The sequence below is a fragment of the Massilia aurea genome (genome assembly GCF_014200505.1).
Lineage (GTDB): Bacteria > Pseudomonadota > Gammaproteobacteria > Burkholderiales > Burkholderiaceae_D > Telluria > Telluria aurea_B.
In genome coordinates this window covers 325,506-344,000 of sequence record NZ_JACHBX010000003.1, presented here as the reverse complement: position 1 = coordinate 344,000, position 18,495 = coordinate 325,506, and the positions used below count along the sequence as shown (strand labels likewise).

Sequence of the window (18,495 nt, the reverse complement as noted above, 5' to 3'; positions counted from 1 at the left end):
GTCATTGCGTAAATATCACGGGAACAGCATGGACAAGACAAGCCGAAGCCGAAGCCGGGGCAGGGGGACGGGGCGTGCGACGCTCGAGCAGGTCGCGGGCATGGCAGGGGTGTCGATCATGACCGCCTCGCGCGCACTGAGCCAGCCGAAGCTGGTGTCCGACGCCACGCGCAGCAAGGTCGAGCAAGCCGTGGCCGAGCTGGGTTACGTGCCCAATCGCGCCGCGCGGGCGCTGGCCTCGTCGCAGTCGCACGTGATCGTGGTGCTGGTGCCGTCGCTGTCGAACGCCGTGTTCACTGCCGTCCTCGAAGGCATCCACGACGCCGTCGCGCCCGGCCAGTACCAGCTCCTGATCGGCAATACCTATTATTCGCAGCTCGAAGAAGAAAAGCTGCTGCGCACCTATCTGCAGTCGAACCCCGACGGCATCCTGTTCTCGAGCCAGGTGCGCAGCCCCGCCGTGGCCAAGATGCTGGCGGCATCGAAGGTGCCGGCGGTGGCCATGATGGACCTGTCCGATGACCCGGCCGTGCTGTCGGTCGGCTTTTCGCAGTACGAGGCCGGCATGGCCATGACGCGCCACCTGATCGCCAAGGGCTACACACGCATCGGCTTCATCGGCGCGCAGCTCGATGAGCGCACGCTGCGCCGCGCCGACGGCTACCGCGCCGCGATGGCGGCGGCGGGCCTGGCCGATCCTGGCCTGGAGTTGATGGTGCCGGAACGCTCGACGATCGCGCTGGGCGCCGGCCTGATGGCGCAGCTGATGGCGCTGCGGCCCGACTGCGACGCCGTCTTTTGCTGCAACGACGACCTGGCCCACGGCGCCGTATTCCACTGCCAGCGGCAAGGCATCCGCATCCCGCAGGACATCGCGGTATGCGGCTTCAACGACTTGCCCGCGTCGGCCTGGATGATGCCGTCACTGACGACGGTCGACACGCCGCGCTACCAGATCGGCTTCGAAGCCGCGGGCCTCCTGCTGCAGGTGATCAAGGGCGAAGAGCCGGCCGAGCGGCGCATCGACCTTGGCTTCACGCTGCGCGACCGCGAGAGCGCGTAAGCGGGATCAGTAAGTTTTATAGGGCAGGAATTTGCCCGACAAAACCACGTTCACGCGGTCGCCTTTCGGGTCTTCGGTGCGCTGGATGTCCATCGAAAAATCGATCGCGCTCATGATGCCATCGCCGAATTCTTCGTGGATCAGTTCCTTGATCGTGGTGCCGTACACGCTGACCAGTTCATACCAGCGGTAGATCAGCGGATCGGTCGGCACGGCCGTCGGCAGCGAGCCTTTGTAGGGCACGATCTGCAGCCAGGCGATCGCTTCGTCGGACAGCTCGAACAGCTTGCCGATCGCTTCGGCCTGCGGCTTGGTCAGCGTCATCTGGCCCAGGCAGGCGGCCGTGGTCCATTCCTTCGACAGGCCCGTGGCCTCGGTCACGTCGCGCCACTTGATGCCCTTGCGGACTTTCGCGGATACGATCAGTTTGGTGACATCTTCACGGCATGAAATCATGTTGGCTGCTCCAGAAAGTGGTGGGAATCTACGTGGTCACGCTTTACCTCAGCAAGGCGCGTGCCATGCACGAAGTCGACGGCGAAGCCGATGGACCATGCCGCCAGGCCAGCAGGACGGCAGCACGACGCCCGCGAACTACGCACTGCGTAGGCGCGACCGCCCAAAATGGGTGCACGGCCAGCGGGTTTACATTTCCAGGCCGCGAGCGCACAATCGCGGTATGTTTGTTAGCGGTAACATGAGGCAATGACGACAGAACCAATGAGCGATAACAAGGGAACGGCCTGGGTCATCATGGGCGTGAGCGGCTGCGGCAAGAGCCAGATCGGCGCGCGCCTGGGCAACCAGCTCGGCGTGGAATTCATCGAAGGCGATGCGTACCACTCCGACGTGAACATCGCCCGGATGTCGGCCGGTACGCCGCTGACCGACGACGACCGTCACGACTGGCTCGTGACGCTGCGCGACCTGCTGGCGCGGCGCGAGGGTGGGGCGGTGCTGTCATGCTCGTCGCTCAAGCGCAGCTACCGTGACCTGCTGCGGGGCGCCGGCGGCGACGTGCGCTTCGTGCACCTGGCCGGCGAGCGCAGCCTGCTGGCCGAGCGCGTCAGCAATCGCCCTGGCCACTATATGCCGCCATCGCTGCTCGACAGCCAGCTGGCAACGCTCGAACCGCTGCAGCCGGACGAAGCGGGCATTACGCTCGACATCCGCGATACGCCAGCGCAGCTGGTGGCGCAGATTCTCGCCCGCGCCTAGGCGCTGCCTGCCGGCGCGCTCTGCGCCGGTGTCCTGAAGCGGGCCACGTCGCGCATCGGCGGCAGGCCGAACATGCGCGCGTATTCGCGGCTGAACTGCGACGCACTTTCGTAGCCGACCGTGAATGCCACCGACGCCGCGTCGAACGGCTCGAACAGCAGCAGCCGGCGCGCCTTCAACAGGCGCAGGCTTTTCTGGTACTGGATCGGCGTCATCGCGGTGACTGCCCTGAAGTGGCGATAGAAGGCCGCGACGCTCATCCCGGCCAGCGCCGCCAGGGGGCCGACCCGCAGCGGCTGCGCCATGTGTTCGCGAATCCAGTCGATCGCGCGGCGCACCTGCGACAGGCGGCTGTCGGCCTGCGCGATCTGGCGCAGCAAATCGCCATGCGGCCCCTGGAGCACGCGAAACAGGATCTCGCGCTCGATCAGCGGCGCCATCATCGCCACGTCGTCCGGCCGCGCGACCAGCTGCATCATGCGCAGCCAGGCATCGATCAGATCCGGGCCCGCCTGCGCCACGCCGACGTCGGCACCATGCGGGACCTTGCCGGCAGCGGGCAGGTCGGCCAGCATGGCGGCAATAATGGCCGGGTCCAGCGCCAGACTCACGGCGAGATACGGCGCCGTGCCTGATTGCGCGGTGACCTGGCCCAGCGCCGGCAAGGCCACCGGCACGACGAAGTAGCCGGGCGCTTCGATGTGCACGACCTGGCCGCCGATGGACAGGCTCTTTGACCCTTGCAGCACCAGGTGCAGCATCGGGCCATAGACCTGGTTTGAACACGCTTCGGCGCGCACCATCGCCACCCGCGGCAGACCGGTCGCGGTCCAGGTGTCGCCCGCGCTCATTGCAATGGCGCGCAGCGCATCCATCGATACGTTGCCTGCTTCGCCTGTCGCATCGGTGATCGCTTTATCCATGCCCGAATATAGCACCGGCCACGCCGGCGCAACGGGCTTTGAGAAGAATAGGCAAGCATGCGCGAAGAACCGGCATGCGGTGCACGCCGCGCCTGCGTAGCATCGTCCTGGTCGCCGGAGCCATTGGGCTTCGGGACACATCGACCAAGGACACACCATGAAACTGACCAACAAAATCGCCGTCGTCACCGGCGCATCGAGCGGCATCGGCGCCGGCATTGCCCGCGCATTCGGCGCACAGGGCGCCACCGTCATCGTGAACTACGCCAGCAGCAAGGCGGGTGCCGATGCGGTGGTCGCCTCGATCGAGGCAGCCGGCGGCAAGGCAGTCGCGCTACAGGCCGACATGAGCAAGGTAGCCGACGTAGCGAACCTGTTCGAGCGCGTGAAGGCCGATTACGGCACGCTCGACATCCTCGTCAACAATGCCGGCGTGGCCGTCTTCGAGATGGTGGCCGAGATGACCGAGGACGCGTTCCACAAGCAGTTCAATGTCAACGTGCTTGGCTACTTCCTGGCGATTCGCGAAGCACTCAAGGTGTTCAAGGATGGCGGCAGCATCATCAACATCAGCTCGATCCTGAGCACCGACCCGTATTTGGCGTCGAGCGTCTATGCGGCCACCAAGGGCGCCGTCGATACGCTGACGTTCGCGCTGGCGCGTGAACTGGGACCGCGCGGCATCCGCGTCAATGCCATCCTGCCGGGCCACACGAACACGCCCGCCACCGCCGGCAACTTTGACGGTGATTTCGGCAAGATGCTGATTGCCGGGACGCCGCTCGGCCGCTTCGGCGAGCCGGAAGACATCGCGCCGGTGGCCGTGTTCCTGGCTTCAAGCGACGCGCACTGGGTCACCGGTGAATCGCTGCGCGCCGCCGGCGGCGTGCGCGGTGTGGGCTACTAGGCACTGCCTCGCCAGCGCAAGGTAAAGCGATATATGCGTATCGGATAAACCGATGCGCGACATGCAGATGTGTTTGACGCTCCACCAAAATCGGACTATATTTTTCACACGAGTATGGAAACGTTTCCAATCCGGTATTCGGCACCAAAACCATTCGAGACCAACGCAAAGTTGGCGGCGTGTGGCACGGCAATCCGGCACGGCCACATTTTCTTGTCGTGAGAAAAGAGGAGTCAACGTGAGTCATCTACCCCAGCAACCCCGCTCCAGATGGAAGCCGTTCCAGCTGCTCGTCGCCGGCCTTGCGCTGGCATGCAGTACGCAGGCAATCGCCAGCGTCACCAATCCCGTCATCGGCCAGCTGCTATGGTCCGAAGAATTCAATGGTACCAGCGTGAATACGGGCGTCTGGAACCTGCAGGACGGGAATGGTTGCCAGATCGGCCTGTGCGGCTATGGCAATGCCGAGCTGCAGTACTACAGTCCCAACAACGCCACCATCGCCAACGTGCCGTTCGAATCGGGCACGCGCGCGCTGGCGATCCAGGCACGCAGCCAGACCGTGGGCAGCAATCTGTTCACATCGGCGCGGCTCGACTCGCGCAACAAGGTGCAGGTGCAGTACGGGATGATCGAGGTGCGCATGGCCACGCCGAACCTTGGCACCGGCCTGTGGCCCGCTGCCTGGCTGCTGGGCGTGAGTCCGCAGACCTGGCCGCGCAACGGCGAGATCGACATGATGGAGATGGGGCACAAGGCCGCGGTGCGGGCCGAGGGCGGGGCGCCGTCGTCGAACCATTTCGTCGGCGCCAACGTGATCACCTGGCAGCAGGCCGCCTGCGTGTCCGGCAACGAGAGCTGCGCCGCATCGACCGCGTGGCAGACCGATAACTGGCACGTGCCGACCACGTCGCTGGCCAACCGTTTCGTCACCTACCGCTTCTACTGGACCGAGAGCGAAATGCGCTTCTCGGTCGTCGACAACGGCGTCGAGCACAATCTGTACAACGCGCCGCTGCCGGTCAATTCGAGCGCGCTGCAGGCGCCGTTCTACCTGCTGCTGAACATGGCCGTGGGCGGCAACTTCACCGATGCGGCCAATGCCAGCCAGGTCACGGCGCCGCTGCCGGGCACGATGTATGTCGACTACGTGCGCGTGTACCAGCTCGATGGCAAGGGGCAGGTCAAGCTGGGCAACCAGAGCGCGCCCGAAGTAGCGGGCAAGTTCGGCATCTTTACCGATAACACGGCGGTCAATGCCAAGCTGGTGGCGGGCACCAGTTCCGATATCTTCCTGTGGAATGCAGCGTCCAGCGGCGCCGGCAACACGGCGCCGTACGAAGGCAGCAACGTCATCGCCTGGAACTACACGGCGCCGGGCCAGTGGTTCGGCGGCGGCATCCAGGCGCGCCAGGTGCGCGACCTGTCGAACTACCGCACCAATGGCACGGTCAAGTTCCGCATCAAGATTCCGGCCAACGTGGGCTTCCGGATCGGTGTGGGCGACACGTTCACCAACCAGAACTGGGTGAACTTCCCGGCCAACACCACCGCCTATGGGCTCGTGCGCAACGGGCAGTGGGCGCAGGCGTCGATTCCCGTCTCGACGCTGCTCGGGCCCCTGGTGGCGGCGCAGTCCCTGTACGACATCTTCATGATCTCGAGTATCGACGGCAGCCTGCCCACATCCAGCTTCCAGTTCGCGCTTGACGATATCGTCTGGGAGTCGGGCGGTGGCGGCACTACGACGCCGCCAGTGCAGACCGGGCCGACGTCGGTGAGCCAGACGTCGTCGACGATGCTGCAGTTCCGCACCACCACCGGCAGCTGGGCCGACGTGCACTACACGGTCAACAACGGCGCGCAGCAGAACGTGCGCATGCAGCTGGCCAATGGCGTGAACACGTTCACGGCAGGCGGTCTGGCGATCGGCAACGTGGTGCGCTACACCTTCACGTACTGGGACGCGGCGCGCAACGCTGCCGTCGATACGGCGCAGCAGACCTACACGATGCAGTGATCTAGGGCACCAGTACCTGCAAGCGATACGTGCGGCCCGCGTCGATCTTGTCGATGCGGGCCGCAGCCAGTTCGACGCCGTCACACGTCACCGTCACGCGCCCGACTGCGCCGCGCCGTATATCCACCTCGAACGTCGCGCCGCGGAAGCGCCGCGTGACCGTCATGCCGGGCCAGCCGGACGGCAGTTGCGGATTGACCGTCAAGCCATTCGCATCACCCTTCAAGCCACACAGGCCTTCGATCAGGCAGCGATAGACCCAGGCCACGGTGCCCGTGTTGAACAACTGGCTCGAGCGCCCGGCCGTGCGCGGGTACTCGTGGTACGCGCCGCGGTAGTAGTTGGGGATGAATACCGGCAGCTGGCCACGCTGCAGGTAGTCGGCCAGGTCCGGGCCGGGAATCATCTTGCGCAGCGCGTCGAAGGCGCGGTCGGCCTCGCCAATCGTGTACAGGCTGAAGATGTAGAACACGGCGGCGTGGTTGTAGACCGCGCCATTCTCGGCCGAGCCGGGATGCTTTTGCGTGACGCGGCCGATGTCTTCGCGCATGGCGCTATAGGGCGGGGCGAACATCTGCACGCCGTAGGGTGTCTTCAATTGCGCGTCGATCTCGGGCAGCATCTGCGCGCGCTGCGCATCGTTTGCGGCGCCCGACAAAAATGCCCAGCTTTGTGGGTTCAGGTAGATGCGGCCCTCGGTATCGGCCGCCACGCCGAACTTGACGTCGTCGTCGGTGATGCCACGTGCGAACCAGCTGCCATCCCACAGGTGCGCGTTGGCAGACGCGTTCATGGCGGCGGCGCCATCGCGGTAGCGCGCCTGCATCGCCTCATCATCTCGCGCGGCGCAGACGTCGGCCCACAGGTTCAGCGCGTAGGCGGCGGCCACGGTCAGCCAGCCCGAGACGCCGCGGCCCTTGTAGCCGACCATGTTCATCGGATCGCACCAGTCGCCCTGTTCGATGTAGGAGAGGCCCCGCGCATCGCGTCGCAGCAAGAGCCAGTCCATCGCAAGGCAGATGCGCTCGAACGCAGATTTGACGTCGCCGCCGTGCGCGCTGACCGGCACGTCGAGAATCGCGCTGTCACCGGTTTCATCGAGATAGGCTTGAAGGCAGACCGGCAGCCAGACGCAGTGATCGGTGTGCGGGATCTGATTGATGTATTTGAGTTCGGCGCCCTCGAACAGCAGGATCCCGTCCGGCATGGCGCCATTGGCTTCCTGCTGGCTCAGCGCATGCAGGAAGGCAGCGCGGGCAGCGGCCGGCTTGACGAACACCATGCCCATATTGTCTTGCAGGTAGTTGCGGGTCTGCGGGTCGGTGCTGAGGCGATTGACGTCGCCGTGGTAATACACCTGGCGCGCCAGCCACGTGTTGACAAAATTATCCAGCTCGGGGTCGGGCGTGACGATCTGCAGCACGCCGTCGCCCTCGGCGATGTAGGCGGCGTAGTCGCGCGCGGCAGCGGCGAAGCCTTCCTCGCTGAGGTAGCGCTGGCGCAGCAGCGCAATCTCGGCATCGTCGAACGCAGGGCCGAACAGCAGGCGGCGGGTGGCGGCCTCGCCGGGCGCCAGGGCCAGGCGGTACTGGACAACGGCGGCCGGCGTTTCGTAGCGCGCGTCGCCGCAGGGCAGCAGGGCGGGCGCCAGCGTCGATGGCGCATGCAGGCCACCTTCGCCTTCAAAGACCTTTTGCCCGGTTTCCCAGGCGTCCGGCGCTTGCTCGCACAGCAGCACCGTGCGGTCTTTCAGCAGGCGGTTCTTGAAGAAGTCATCCAGCTTCTGGTACGGCGTGATGCAGGTTGCGACGATGCCGCCAAGGTCGTGCCGGTACTCTGCCGACTGGTTCATCCACGACATGTAGCCAACCGTGAAGTACGGGTAGATGCTGATGCGGCGCGCGCGTTCGGTCAGATTGGTGACGGCCACCGTCCACAGTTCGGCCACGTCGTCGACCGGCAACGCGAGCGTCAGGTCGATGCGGATGCCGAGCTTTTCGATCGTCCATTGCAGGTCGGTGCGCCCGACCGAGAACGCGAAGCGATCGAGCCCACCGCGTACCGGTTCGTACGGCGCCGAGAACAGCTCGCCCGTGTCTTCGTCCTTCACGTAGACGAAGCGGCCCGGATGGTGGGCATAGTAATTCTGCTCCGGCTGCATGAACGATTTTGCTTCCATGTTCGGGCCGTGCGAGTACTTGCCGGGCTCGGGTTGCATGAACTGCGCGGTGGCGTAGCCGCGGCAGGTCGTCTGGATCATCATCCTGCGGTTCCACAGGAAGCCGCCTGCCTGCGGCATGGCGGTCGGGCTGGTGAGCACATAGCGGTCGTCTTGCGGGTACAGCATCGGGGCAATCTCCATTGGAATCATGGCGCCGCCTTGCGCGCGGCCAGTTCGGCGCCCATGCGCGCCAAGGCCTTGGCGTCGAGGTTATACAAGCACATCACCAGCACGGCCACCAGCGCAAAGGCGGCCGGCACGAACGACATCAGCCAGACGATGCCGGCCTGCGAGCCGATGCTCTGCGCCGCATTGGGCACGTAGCCGAGCCAGGTAAAGACGGCGCCGATGACGCTGACCGCCACCGCGGTGCCGAGCTTTTGCGAGAACGTCGCGGCGGCGAAGGTCATCGCGGTGGCGCGCCGGCCAGTGCGCCACTCGTTGTAGTCGGCGGTGTCGGCATACATCGAGAACGCCAGCGGCGACTTGGGTCCGAGCACCAGGCCCAGGCCCGCCTGCAGCACGAACATCAGGTCGATCCGGTCGGCCGGGATCAGGAAGAACAGCGATGACAGCACGGCGGTGCAGCTCATCAACAGGATCATCAGCAGCTTCTTGTCGATGAAGCGCGTGAGCAGCGGCGTGCAGGCCGCGCCGACGGCGGCAAACACCATATAGGTCGGCACGAAGGTCGCCATCAGCTCGGGGCGGCCGACGACGTACTTGAAGTAGTAGGCCGAGGTCGTGGTGCGCAGCGTGATCGTCACCATGATCACCAGGGCCAGCACGAACAGCACGACCCAGGGCCGGTTGGACGCCAGGTCGCGGATGTCGCGCCAGACGTCGCTCTTCTGGCCGGGCGGGGGGAGCACGCGCTCGCGGGTATTGAGGAACGTAATCAGGAACATGACCGATGCCGCCACGCTCCACGCGAGCATCGTCAACTGCCAGCCGCGCACGTCGTCACCGGCGCCGAGCCATGCCACCATCGCCGGCGTGGCGGCTGTCACCAGCGTGCTGCCGGCGAAGGCGAAGATGAAGCGCAGGCCGTTGATTGTCGAGCGTTCCTGCGGGTCGTTCGAGATCACGCCGGAGAGCGCGTTGTAGGGAATGTTCACGCAGGTGTAGCAGACCATCATCGCGAGGTAGCTGCCGTAGGCCCACAGCAGCTTGCCGTTGGCGTCCAGGTCGGGCGTGGTGTAGGTGAGCACGGCCGCGGCACCAAGCGGGATCGACATCCAGATCAGGTAGGGCCGGAACTTGCCGAAGCGGGTATTGGTGCGGTCGGCAAAGGCGCCGATCACGGGGTCGGTGAAGGCGTTGATCAGCTTGATCGAGGCGAGCAGGGTGGCCGCCTGCGCCGCCGAGATACCGAATGTGTCGGTATAAAAGATCAGCAGGAAGGTGGCAATATTGGCCCAATAAAAATTGAAGCCCATGTCGGCCACGCCATAGCTGATCTTTTCTCGCCAGCCGAGGTTGCCGCCCGTCGCCACAGGTGTCTCAGGCCCGCGCTTGAACATTGATTGTCTCCAGATATTTTTATAGTGATGCCGGCGTTGACTGATAACGCTAACATCGGGCAAGTATGGCGCTGCCGGGATGGCGTGTCAACACACCCCGGCGTGCCGACGTGTCGTACTTAAATATGGTGGTTTTGATCATTGCTCTACACTGCCGGAGCAGCTTGCCACACCACGCTTTGAATAGAGGAGTTGACTGACCACCATGATCCTGCCGGCCCGGATGCAATTCGTGATGAACCGCTTGCGCGAGCGGCTGTGGGTCAAACCCATGATCGCCTGCGTTCTCTCCGTTGCCGGCGTGGCGCTGGCGCACCTGGTCGACAGCATCCCGATCGACTGGAAGGTGCCGGAAATCGCGCAAGGCTCGATCGTCGACCTGCTCAAGGTGATCGCCGCCAGCATGCTGGGCGTCGCCACGTTCGCTGTCGCCTCGATGGTGGCTGCCTATGCGTCGACCGGGCAGTCGGCCACCGAGCGCGCGTTTCCGCTGGTGATTGCCGATGACGTCTCGCAGAACGCGCTGTCGATCTTTGTCGGCGCCTTCATCTTCGCCATCATTGGCCTGAGCGCGACGACCAACGATTACTTTGGCAAGCCAGGCCGCTTCACGCTGTTCGTGCTGACCCTTCTCACGCTGGTGATTGTCGTGCTCGTGTTCGTGCGCTGGGTCGACAGCATCGCGCGCCTGGGGCGCCTGGGCGCCGTGATTGCCAGGGTCGAACGTGCGGCCGCCGAAGCGATGGCGCGCCGCACCCGGCTGCCTTGCATGGGCGGCATGGTGGCCTTCGGCCCACCGGCCGGCCTGGCCTTTCACAGCCAGGCGAGTGGCTATCTGCAGCGGGTGGACATGGATGCGCTGCAGCGCATCGCCGCCGAGCGCAAGCTGCGCATCACGCTGGCCGTTGCGCCCGGCGCGCTGATCGTCTGCTCGCGCCCGATCGGGTACGTGCTACCCGATGGGCAAGACGCCGGTACGATCGAACCGGACCTGATCGCCAAGGCATTTACCATTGGACCACTGCGCCAGTTCGACGAAGACCCGGGCTTCGGGCTGGTCGTGCTGACCGAGATCGGTAGCCGCGCGCTGTCGGCCGGCATCAACGATCCGGGCACTGCCATCGTCGTGCTCAATGCGGTCTACCGGATCTTCGATGCATGGACCCATCCCGATTTCGGCGTCGAGCCCGAACATGAGCGCGTCGAGGTGCCGCCGCTGTCGCTGGACGACATGTTCAACGATATCTTCCCGCCGCTGGCCCGCGATGGCGCCGGGGTGCTGGAAATTGCGTTGCACCTGCAGTGGGTGTGCGGCGAGCTGGGCCGCTGCGGCGATCCGCACCTGCGCGCCGTGGCGCAGCGTCAGGCCGACGAGGCTCTGGCACGGTCAGCGGCCGCCCTCGACTTCGCGCCGGACCTGGCACAACTGCGCCGCCGGCATGCTGATTATTGGGGGCCGGCATGACTGCCAGGACAGGCGGGATTGGCATGAGCATCTGTGCCATTGCGCCGGATGAGAAGCCCTGTTGCTCGGGAAGTTAATGGATTCCAATTCATGGCATGGATGATGAAAAAAACTGATGTCGTTCTCGTTGTTGCTTTACTTGCCCTGCAGGCCGGCGTTCAAGCCGAGACCAAGCCTCAGGAAAATTCCGGTATTGAAGTTCTGGAGGACGGCAATGTCCGTGATCCTGCACCCACTTCAGAGCAGATCGCAAGCCTCGTGGCTCGGACGAAAAAGAACATGATCAAACTGCCGGCAGGGACGTTTGACATGGGAGATTGGGGGCCTGAGGTCAATCCGGAAGGTTTGCCATTTGATGGCTATCCGCAGTCGAAACCGCTGCACAAGGTGAAGCTCAATCGCTTCTCCCTGAGTAAGTATCCTGTGACCTACGGAGAATTCGATGTCTTTTCTGCAGCACTAAGGATTTCACCGGTAAATCAGAACAGGTCCTATCTGAGAACGCGAACAGCCAATCACGCGGCGGGCGTAACTTGGCACGGGGCGAAGGAATATTGTCAGTGGATAGGTACGCAGGCTGGTTTGGCTATTGATCTGCCCACTGAGGCACAATGGGAATATGCAGCACGTAGTGGCGGCAAGCGGAATTTGTTCCCTACTGATAACGGGAAGGAGGAACAGGGCAGGAACTTTCCGTCGTACGGCCAGGAAAAAGAAGGCGGCGGGCGCCTTCCAGTAGGACAATTCCCGCCTAATCCTGCTGGATTCTACGACTTCGGCGTCAGTGGCGAATGGGTGAATGACTGGTATGCAGCCGACTATTATACGAATTCGCCTTTCAGTAACCCAAAGGGACCGGCATCGGGAGAACAGCGGGTTGTGCGCGGTAACTTGGGGCAGCTTGTAATGAACATGGAGCGAAGTGGCATGGAGCCAGTGGAACGATCCGATACCTGGACTTTGTTCTCGGACCAGCCGCGCGGCGCTGAAAAAGAGGTTCCATACACGAAGTTTTCTGGGAAGAGAAGCATGGCATTCCGTTGCGTCGTCAACTAGCCGAACTGGACGTGTCTCTCGCGTTCGGTGCCCTTGCGCAGACAGCTGAAGCGATTCCCTGGAAACGTGCCACGCAGGATCTACTGACGTCAGTGTAGATCAACGGTATCTGGCAAGCGCTGGGCGAAATTTCGACGCCGTCGAGTTGTGTACGAGGTTTGCGCTGATTGCCGGTATGCTAAACCCGATTATCGTGGCCACCCACGTCTGGCGGCACCATCTAGTTGCCAAGAAAGACGTTCTCATGGTCCACGAGAAGCCCTGACGCTCGGCATAGTTATGCATTCCAATTCATTGTGTAGATTATGAAAAAAATACATCTCGTTCTCGCCGTATCCCTAGTTGTCCTGCAGGCCGGCGTTCACGCTGACACCAAACTTCAAGAAGACTCCGGCGTTGAAGTTTTGGAGGATGGTAACGTCCGTGATCCCGCACCTACTTCACAGCAGATCGCAAGCCTCGTGGCACAGACGAAAAAAAACATGATTAAAATGCGGGCAGGCACATTTGACATGGGGGATTGGGGTCCCGAGGTCAATCCGGAAGGCTTGCCATTCGATGGCTATCCACAGTCGAAACCGCTCCACAAGGTGAAGCTCAATAGCTTCTCCATGAGTAAGTATCCTGTGACCTATGCAGAATTCGACGTCTTTTCTGCAGCACTTAGGCTTCCACGTGTGAACCAGCGCAAGAGCATCCAAAAATCGAGGACGGGCGCTCACCCCGCGTTAGTGAGTTGGGATGGGGCGAAAGAATACTGTCAGTGGATAGGAAAACAAGCTGGGTTGGCAATGGATTTGCCGACCGAGGCCCAATGGGAATATGCCGCGCGTAGCGGCGGCAAGCGTAATTTGTTTCCTACTGATAATGGGAAGGAGGAACAGGGCAGGAATTTCCCATCGTACGACCAAAAGAAAGAAGATGGCGGCCGCATTCAAACTGGAAAATTCCCCCCCAATCCCGCTGGATTCCACGATTTCGGCGTCAATGGCGAATGGGTCAATGACTGGTATGCCGTCGACTATTACGCGAATTCGCCTCTCAGTAATCCAAAAGGTCCAGCATCGGGAGAGAAGCGAGTGGTACGCGGTAACCTGGGGCAGCTTATTATGAACATGGAGCGAGAAGGCATGGATCCGGCAGGCGAAACCGGCACTTGGCCATTGTTCCTTAAGGAGCCGCTAGCAGCCAAAAAAAATATTCCTTATACGAAATTTTCAGGCAAGGAATACATCGGGTTCCGTTGCGTGGGTAACTAGCAGAACCGGATACGCCTCTTTTACTTGGTGTATTTGCACAGACGGCTTAAGCGATTCCATAAAACTGGGTCGTGCAAAAATAAATCGGGGCAGTGTCGAACAATATTGTCTGGCAAGTCATGCGCAAATTTCAATGCAGTCTAGCTGTGGATAACTAATGCGCCGATTGCCAGTATGATAAACCCGCTTACTGTGCCTACCTATGTCTGTTGGCGCCATCGAGCCGCGAAAAACGCTGTTCTTGTAGTTAGTGACAAACCCTGCCACTCCGGATAATTGATGCATTCCAGCTCAATGTGATGAAAAAAACTAATGTCGTTCTCGTTGTTGCTTTACTTGCCCTGCAGGCCAGTGTTCGAGCCGCGACCAAGCCTCAGGAAAATTCCGGTATTGAAGTTCTGGAGGACGGTAACGTCCGCGATCCTGTACCTACTTCAGAGCAGATAGCAAGCCTCGCGGCGCAGACGAAAAAGAACATGATCAAACTGCCAGCAGGCACGTTTGACATGGGGGATTGGGGCCCCGAGATCAATCTGGAAGGCTTGCCATTCGATGGCTATCCGCAGTCGAAACCGCTGCACAAGGTGAAGCTCAAAGGTTTTTCCATGAGCAAATATCCTGTGACCTATGGAGAATTCGACATCTTTTCTGCCGCGCTCAAGCTTCCACGAGCGAACCAGCACAAGCTCTTCCTTAGTACAAGGACGGCTGATCACCCTGCACTAGTGAGTTGGTATGGAGCAAAAGAATATTGTCAGTGGATAGGGAAACAAGCTGGGTTGGCCATGGATTTGCCGACCGAAGCGCAGTGGGAGTACGCCGCGCGTAGCAGCGGCAAGCGGAATCTATTTCCTACTGACAACGGGAAAGAGGAAAAAGGCAGGAACTTTCCTTCATACGACCAGAAGAAAGAAGACGGCGGTCGCATTCGAGTTGGAAAATTTCCCCCCAATCCCGCTGGATTTCACGATTTCGGCGTCAATGGAGAATGGGCGAATGACTGGTATGCGGTCGACTATTATGCCAATTCGCCCCGCGAGAATCCAAAGGGCCCTCCATCGGGGAAGGGACGGGTCGCGCGCGGTAACCTAGGCCAGCTGGTCATGAACATGCAGCGAGTTGGAATGGATCCTGCAGACAAAGTCGGAAGCTGGCCCTTGCTCCTCGCTGAACCGCAAGGTTCCGAAAAAGAGATTCCTTACACGAAGTTTTCGGGGCAGGGGTATATCGGCTTTCGTTGCGTCGTCAACTAGCCGAACTGGACATGTCTCTCGCGTTCGGTGCCCTTGCGCAGACAGCTGAAGCGATTCCCTGGAAACGGGCCACGCAGGATCAATTGACGTCAGTGTAGATCAAAGGTATCTGGCAAGCGCTGGGCGAAATTTCGACGCTGTCGAGTTGTGTACGAGGTTTGCGCTGATTGCCGGTATGATAAACCCGATTATCGTGGTCACCCACGTCTGGCGGCACCATCGAGTTGCCAAGAGAGACGTTCTCATGGTCCACGAGAAGCTCTGACGCTCGGCATAGTTATGCATTCCAATTCATTGTGTAAATTATGAAAAAAATACATCTCGTTCTCGCCATATCCCTAGTTGTCCTGCAGGCCGGCGTTCTCGCTGACACCAAACTTCAAGAAGACTCCGGCGTTGAAGTTCTGGAGGATGGTAACGTCCGTGATCCTGCACCTACCTCACAGCAGATCGCAAGCCTCGTAGCTCGGACGAAAAAAAACATGATCAGAATGCGCGCAGGCACGTTTGACATGGGAGATTGGGGTCACGAAGTCAATCCAGAGGGCTTGCCATTCGATGGTTATCCGCAGTCGAAACCGCTGCACAAGGTGAAACTCACTAGCTTCTCAATGAGCAAGTATCCTGTGACCTATGGAGAATTCGATATCTTTTCTGCAGCGCTTAGGCTTCCACGCGCGAACCAGCACAAGCTCTTCCTTAGTTCAAGGACGGCTGATCACCCTGCACTGGTGAGTTGGTATGGAGCAAAAGAATATTGCCAGTGGATAGGGAAACAAGCTGGGTTGGCCATGGATTTGCCGACCGAAGCGCAGTGGGAATACGCCGCGCGTAGCGGCGGCAAGCGGAATCTATTTCCTACTGATAACGGGAAGGAGGAAAAAGGCAGGAACTTCCCTTCATACGACCAGAAGAAAGAAGACGGCGGTCGCATTCGAGTTGGACAATTTCCCCCCAATCCCGCTGGATTTCACGATTTCGGCGTCAATGGAGAATGGGCGAATGACTGGTATGCGGTCGATTATTATGCCACTTCGCCACGCGAGAATCCAAAGGGCCCTCCATCGGGGGAAGAGCGGGTTGCGCGCGGTAACTTAGGTCATCTCTACATGAATATGCAGCGAAATGGTATGAATCCTGCGGACAAAGCCGGAAGCTGGCCCTTGCTCCTCGATGAACCGCGAGGTGGCAAAAAAGAGATTCCTTACACGAAGTTTTCAGGGCAGGAGTATGTCGGCTTTCGTTGCGTAGTAAATTAGCAGAATTGAACATGCATTTGCACTTTGTAAATTTGCGCAAATGACTGAAACGATTCTTTGGACGCGGGTAAAGCGGCATAAGGCGATGCCCGTCTGTCGCTCATTGATGTGAAAATTACGAATACATTGCGTCGTCAATGCCCATATGTGCCACAACAAACTCCGGTTCCGTGTTCCAGATATACGGTTTGCTCACCAGCGTCTGGGCACCAGCCAGTCGCTCTTCCGTTTTTGCAAGAGCATTCGCATACCGGGTTCCCTTCAAGCAGTTATCGATCAGTGCAAAGCCCAGCGCCTGATTTTGTTTGTCGCCCAGGACAGGGGTCATACGCTCAGCGATTGTCGCGAGCTGATTCATGGTTTGAGGTGATCCGAGCGACATCGCCATCAGTCGTGAGGCCTCTAGGCTGAGCGATGGATGTGCGCTAATGCCGATCGACGCTAAGTGGCGATTGATCTGACCCATAGCTTCTGGAGGGGCATAGCTAAACCAACTGCCCGTCTTTTTGATCAGCTCCTCCGTGATATTGTTCATGAACTGTTTGGCACCTGCGGTGCCATTTTCGATCTCTTTTTCGAGTTCATTCTTAAATTGGTTATACTCGGAGTCGACTGCATTGCCAATCTTGTTTGCGTAGTCAGCAAGCTTGCCCTTCTTGACAATGACTAGGTAGTAAACTTTGGAATAATAATCGTAGACTTCCTGATCCATAAGGTGCGCAATCTTTTTGTAATCGGCCCGCTTCAGCTGGTACGATACGAACTTATAGAATTCCATAATCGTTTCATATCCTACTTCGCCGCTCAGGGCCCCTTCGCCGCCCACTCCAAAACAGGCGCCGGCCCGAGCGGTGATTACAAAACGGCCCTTGTCGACCTGGATCTTGAAAGCGCCAGTAAATCCAACGCCCAAGCTAGCTGCTCCACCGAGACCCACCTTTGCCACTGTCTTGAATTCGCCGATGGCGTCACCCGGCTTGACTGTCACCGGCTTACCGTCACTGACATTACCTTCAGGGTTGAGCCATTGTAGCTCTCCCTTGATATCCGCCAATGCACGCACCCCGGCGAAGGCGTCCAGGCCCGCATTTGCCCCGGCACGCATCTTGACGCCTGGCTTGTTGCGGTTTGCAGGTGGAACGCCCCGAATCTGCTGCTTGCCGGCGGTATAACTGATCCCGATATCGGTCTCCACGGCCAGGCTCGCACCGACGGCGCCGGACAGTACCACATCGGCATACAGACGGATATATCCCATCTCGAAGATCTGATCGCCGATCTTCGGCTGCACGTGAAAGCCGGCAAAATGCGGATAATAGATCTCGGTGCGAACTTTGGCCTCCCCAATCGCAAATGACGCATGGGCATTTCCCTTGATACCGAATTCTCCGGATTTCAGGCCGCGCAGGGCACGCTTCGTCCACGTCTTGTCGCGCCCGTCGCGCAGGTTGCCGGTGAAAGGATTGAAGTGCACTTCCAGCCCGGCACCGGCGCAATAACGGAACAACTGCGCTTCCGCCGATAAATCAACTTTGCGCTCGGGATTGTTTGGGTCGAGCCCAAAGCGTTTCTCTAATTCGCCCTTTTTGCCTTCAAAAAAGGTGGCATTATCGGCATTCATCGTGCGCGCCCAGTCCGTCAGCACGCCGGTATATGCTTCCGCATCTTCTGGTTTTAGTTTCCACTCTTTCGAAAATTTGGTTTTATCATGGACTACCTCGTTGAGGCGATGCTTGATCTCTCTTACGTTCGGTCTGTAGTTCTTGAAGAAATTGGCTTCCTTGCGCTTGGCTTTTTCCCCGTCGATGAGATAGATCCGCTTGTCAGCCAGGATCCTCTTGAGCGAGGTGCTTTTCACATAGATCGGTGTCGCCTTCTTGTCGTAGTTCCTGGTCTTTTTGAACGTCACCATTTCGACCATCTTGACGCCTTCCTTGGCGTCCAGGCTCTGCAACGGCTCGAGCTTTTTCTTGACCGCGTCGCTCGCGGCCGCCATTTCGCTGAGCGCTTTCTTCAGCGCCGCTTCAGCCGCGTCGATGTCGGGCTTGACGTTCGATTTATGCGCTTCGCGCAACTTCATCGATGCGGCGGTAACGGCGCGGTTCGCGTCCTGCAAGGCCGCGATCTTGACACTGTGGTCGTCCGCTTCCACCAGCAGGGCGCGGTGTTCGTCCGGATAGCAGGCCAGGAAGGCATGCTTTTCCGGCCAGTAAATCAACATGCCGCCTCCCTCCGTGAGCTTGGCTTCGGTAAAGGTGTCGGCGGCCGGCGTGGTAGTGGCGACGGCGTGTGGCTTCGGTGGCGTTGCGGCGGCGGAATCGGTCATCG

The 18,495-nt window shown here is 60.4% G+C and carries 14 protein-coding genes; 9 read left to right on the top strand and 5 right to left on the bottom strand.

What is annotated here, in order from left to right:
* The first annotated feature begins 28 nt into the window (after window positions 1-28).
* Entirely contained in the window at window positions 29-1,063 is a 1,035-nt protein-coding gene (locus HD842_RS15385) for a LacI family DNA-binding transcriptional regulator (RefSeq protein ID WP_183555597.1), read from the top strand.
* 6 nt (window positions 1,064-1,069) lie between these two features.
* Here the strand turns inward: HD842_RS15385 and cynS are convergent, their stop codons facing one another.
* Window positions 1,070-1,519 (bottom strand): cyanase, encoded by a 450-nt coding sequence (cynS, locus tag HD842_RS15380; RefSeq protein WP_183555596.1) that lies wholly within the window; start codon window positions 1,517-1,519, stop codon window positions 1,070-1,072.
* A gap of 264 nt (window positions 1,520-1,783) precedes the next feature.
* Between cynS and HD842_RS15375 the strand changes: the two genes are divergently transcribed.
* Window positions 1,784-2,281, top strand: a complete 498-nt coding sequence (locus HD842_RS15375; RefSeq protein ID WP_229424782.1) for a gluconokinase — start codon at window positions 1,784-1,786, stop codon at window positions 2,279-2,281.
* Here HD842_RS15375 and HD842_RS15370 read toward each other — a convergent pair.
* Window positions 2,278-3,204 (bottom strand): AraC family transcriptional regulator, encoded by a 927-nt coding sequence (locus HD842_RS15370; protein WP_229424781.1) that lies wholly within the window; start codon window positions 3,202-3,204, stop codon window positions 2,278-2,280. The genes HD842_RS15375 and HD842_RS15370 overlap by 4 nt on opposite strands.
* Before the next feature lie 157 nt (window positions 3,205-3,361).
* Here HD842_RS15370 and HD842_RS15365 point away from each other — a divergent pair, with 157 nt between their 5' ends.
* Together HD842_RS15365 and HD842_RS15360 are read left to right on the top strand one after the other, a co-directional pair.
* Window positions 3,362-4,111 carry an SDR family NAD(P)-dependent oxidoreductase gene (locus HD842_RS15365; RefSeq protein ID WP_183555594.1) on the top strand — a complete coding sequence of 250 codons (750 nt, stop codon included), beginning with the start codon at window positions 3,362-3,364 and terminating at the stop codon, window positions 4,109-4,111.
* A 238-nt stretch (window positions 4,112-4,349) separates the two neighbouring features.
* The gene (locus tag HD842_RS15360; protein ID WP_183555593.1) at window positions 4,350-6,131 is read left to right on the top strand and encodes a glycoside hydrolase family 16 protein; all 1,782 of its coding nucleotides are present in this window, start codon (window positions 4,350-4,352) and stop codon (window positions 6,129-6,131) included.
* A gap of 1 nt (window position 6,132) precedes the next feature.
* On the opposite strand, the gene HD842_RS15355 is transcribed toward HD842_RS15360, so the two are convergent.
* Together HD842_RS15355 and HD842_RS15350 are read right to left on the bottom strand one after the other, a co-directional pair.
* Window positions 6,133-8,502 (bottom strand): GH36-type glycosyl hydrolase domain-containing protein, encoded by a 2,370-nt coding sequence (locus tag HD842_RS15355; RefSeq protein WP_229424780.1) that lies wholly within the window; start codon window positions 8,500-8,502, stop codon window positions 6,133-6,135.
* Entirely contained in the window at window positions 8,499-9,875 is a 1,377-nt protein-coding gene (locus HD842_RS15350) for an MFS transporter (RefSeq protein WP_183555592.1), read from the bottom strand. Before HD842_RS15350 ends, HD842_RS15355 begins: the two co-directional genes overlap by 4 nt.
* A gap of 205 nt (window positions 9,876-10,080) precedes the next feature.
* Between HD842_RS15350 and HD842_RS15345 the strand changes: the two genes are divergently transcribed.
* From HD842_RS15345 to HD842_RS15325, 5 genes are all read left to right on the top strand, one after another.
* Complete coding sequence (locus tag HD842_RS15345; RefSeq protein WP_221290641.1) at window positions 10,081-11,340, top strand: DUF2254 domain-containing protein; 1,260 nt, start codon at window positions 10,081-10,083, stop codon at window positions 11,338-11,340.
* A gap of 90 nt (window positions 11,341-11,430) precedes the next feature.
* Window positions 11,431-12,396, top strand: coding sequence for a formylglycine-generating enzyme family protein (locus HD842_RS15340; protein ID WP_183555591.1), 966 nt, complete (start codon window positions 11,431-11,433; stop codon window positions 12,394-12,396).
* A 305-nt stretch (window positions 12,397-12,701) separates the two neighbouring features.
* Window positions 12,702-13,655, top strand: a complete 954-nt coding sequence (locus HD842_RS15335) for a formylglycine-generating enzyme family protein (protein WP_183555590.1) — start codon at window positions 12,702-12,704, stop codon at window positions 13,653-13,655.
* Window positions 13,656-13,954: 299 nt separating this feature from the next.
* Complete coding sequence (locus tag HD842_RS15330; protein ID WP_183555589.1) at window positions 13,955-14,908, top strand: formylglycine-generating enzyme family protein; 954 nt, start codon at window positions 13,955-13,957, stop codon at window positions 14,906-14,908.
* Window positions 14,909-15,213: 305 nt separating this feature from the next.
* Window positions 15,214-16,167 (top strand): formylglycine-generating enzyme family protein, encoded by a 954-nt coding sequence (locus tag HD842_RS15325; RefSeq protein ID WP_183555588.1) that lies wholly within the window; start codon window positions 15,214-15,216, stop codon window positions 16,165-16,167.
* A 115-nt stretch (window positions 16,168-16,282) separates the two neighbouring features.
* Here HD842_RS15325 and HD842_RS15320 read toward each other — a convergent pair whose 3' ends face one another.
* Window positions 16,283-18,493 (bottom strand): hypothetical protein, encoded by a 2,211-nt coding sequence (locus HD842_RS15320; protein WP_183555587.1) that lies wholly within the window; start codon window positions 18,491-18,493, stop codon window positions 16,283-16,285.
* Window positions 18,494-18,495: the final 2 nt, after the last annotated feature.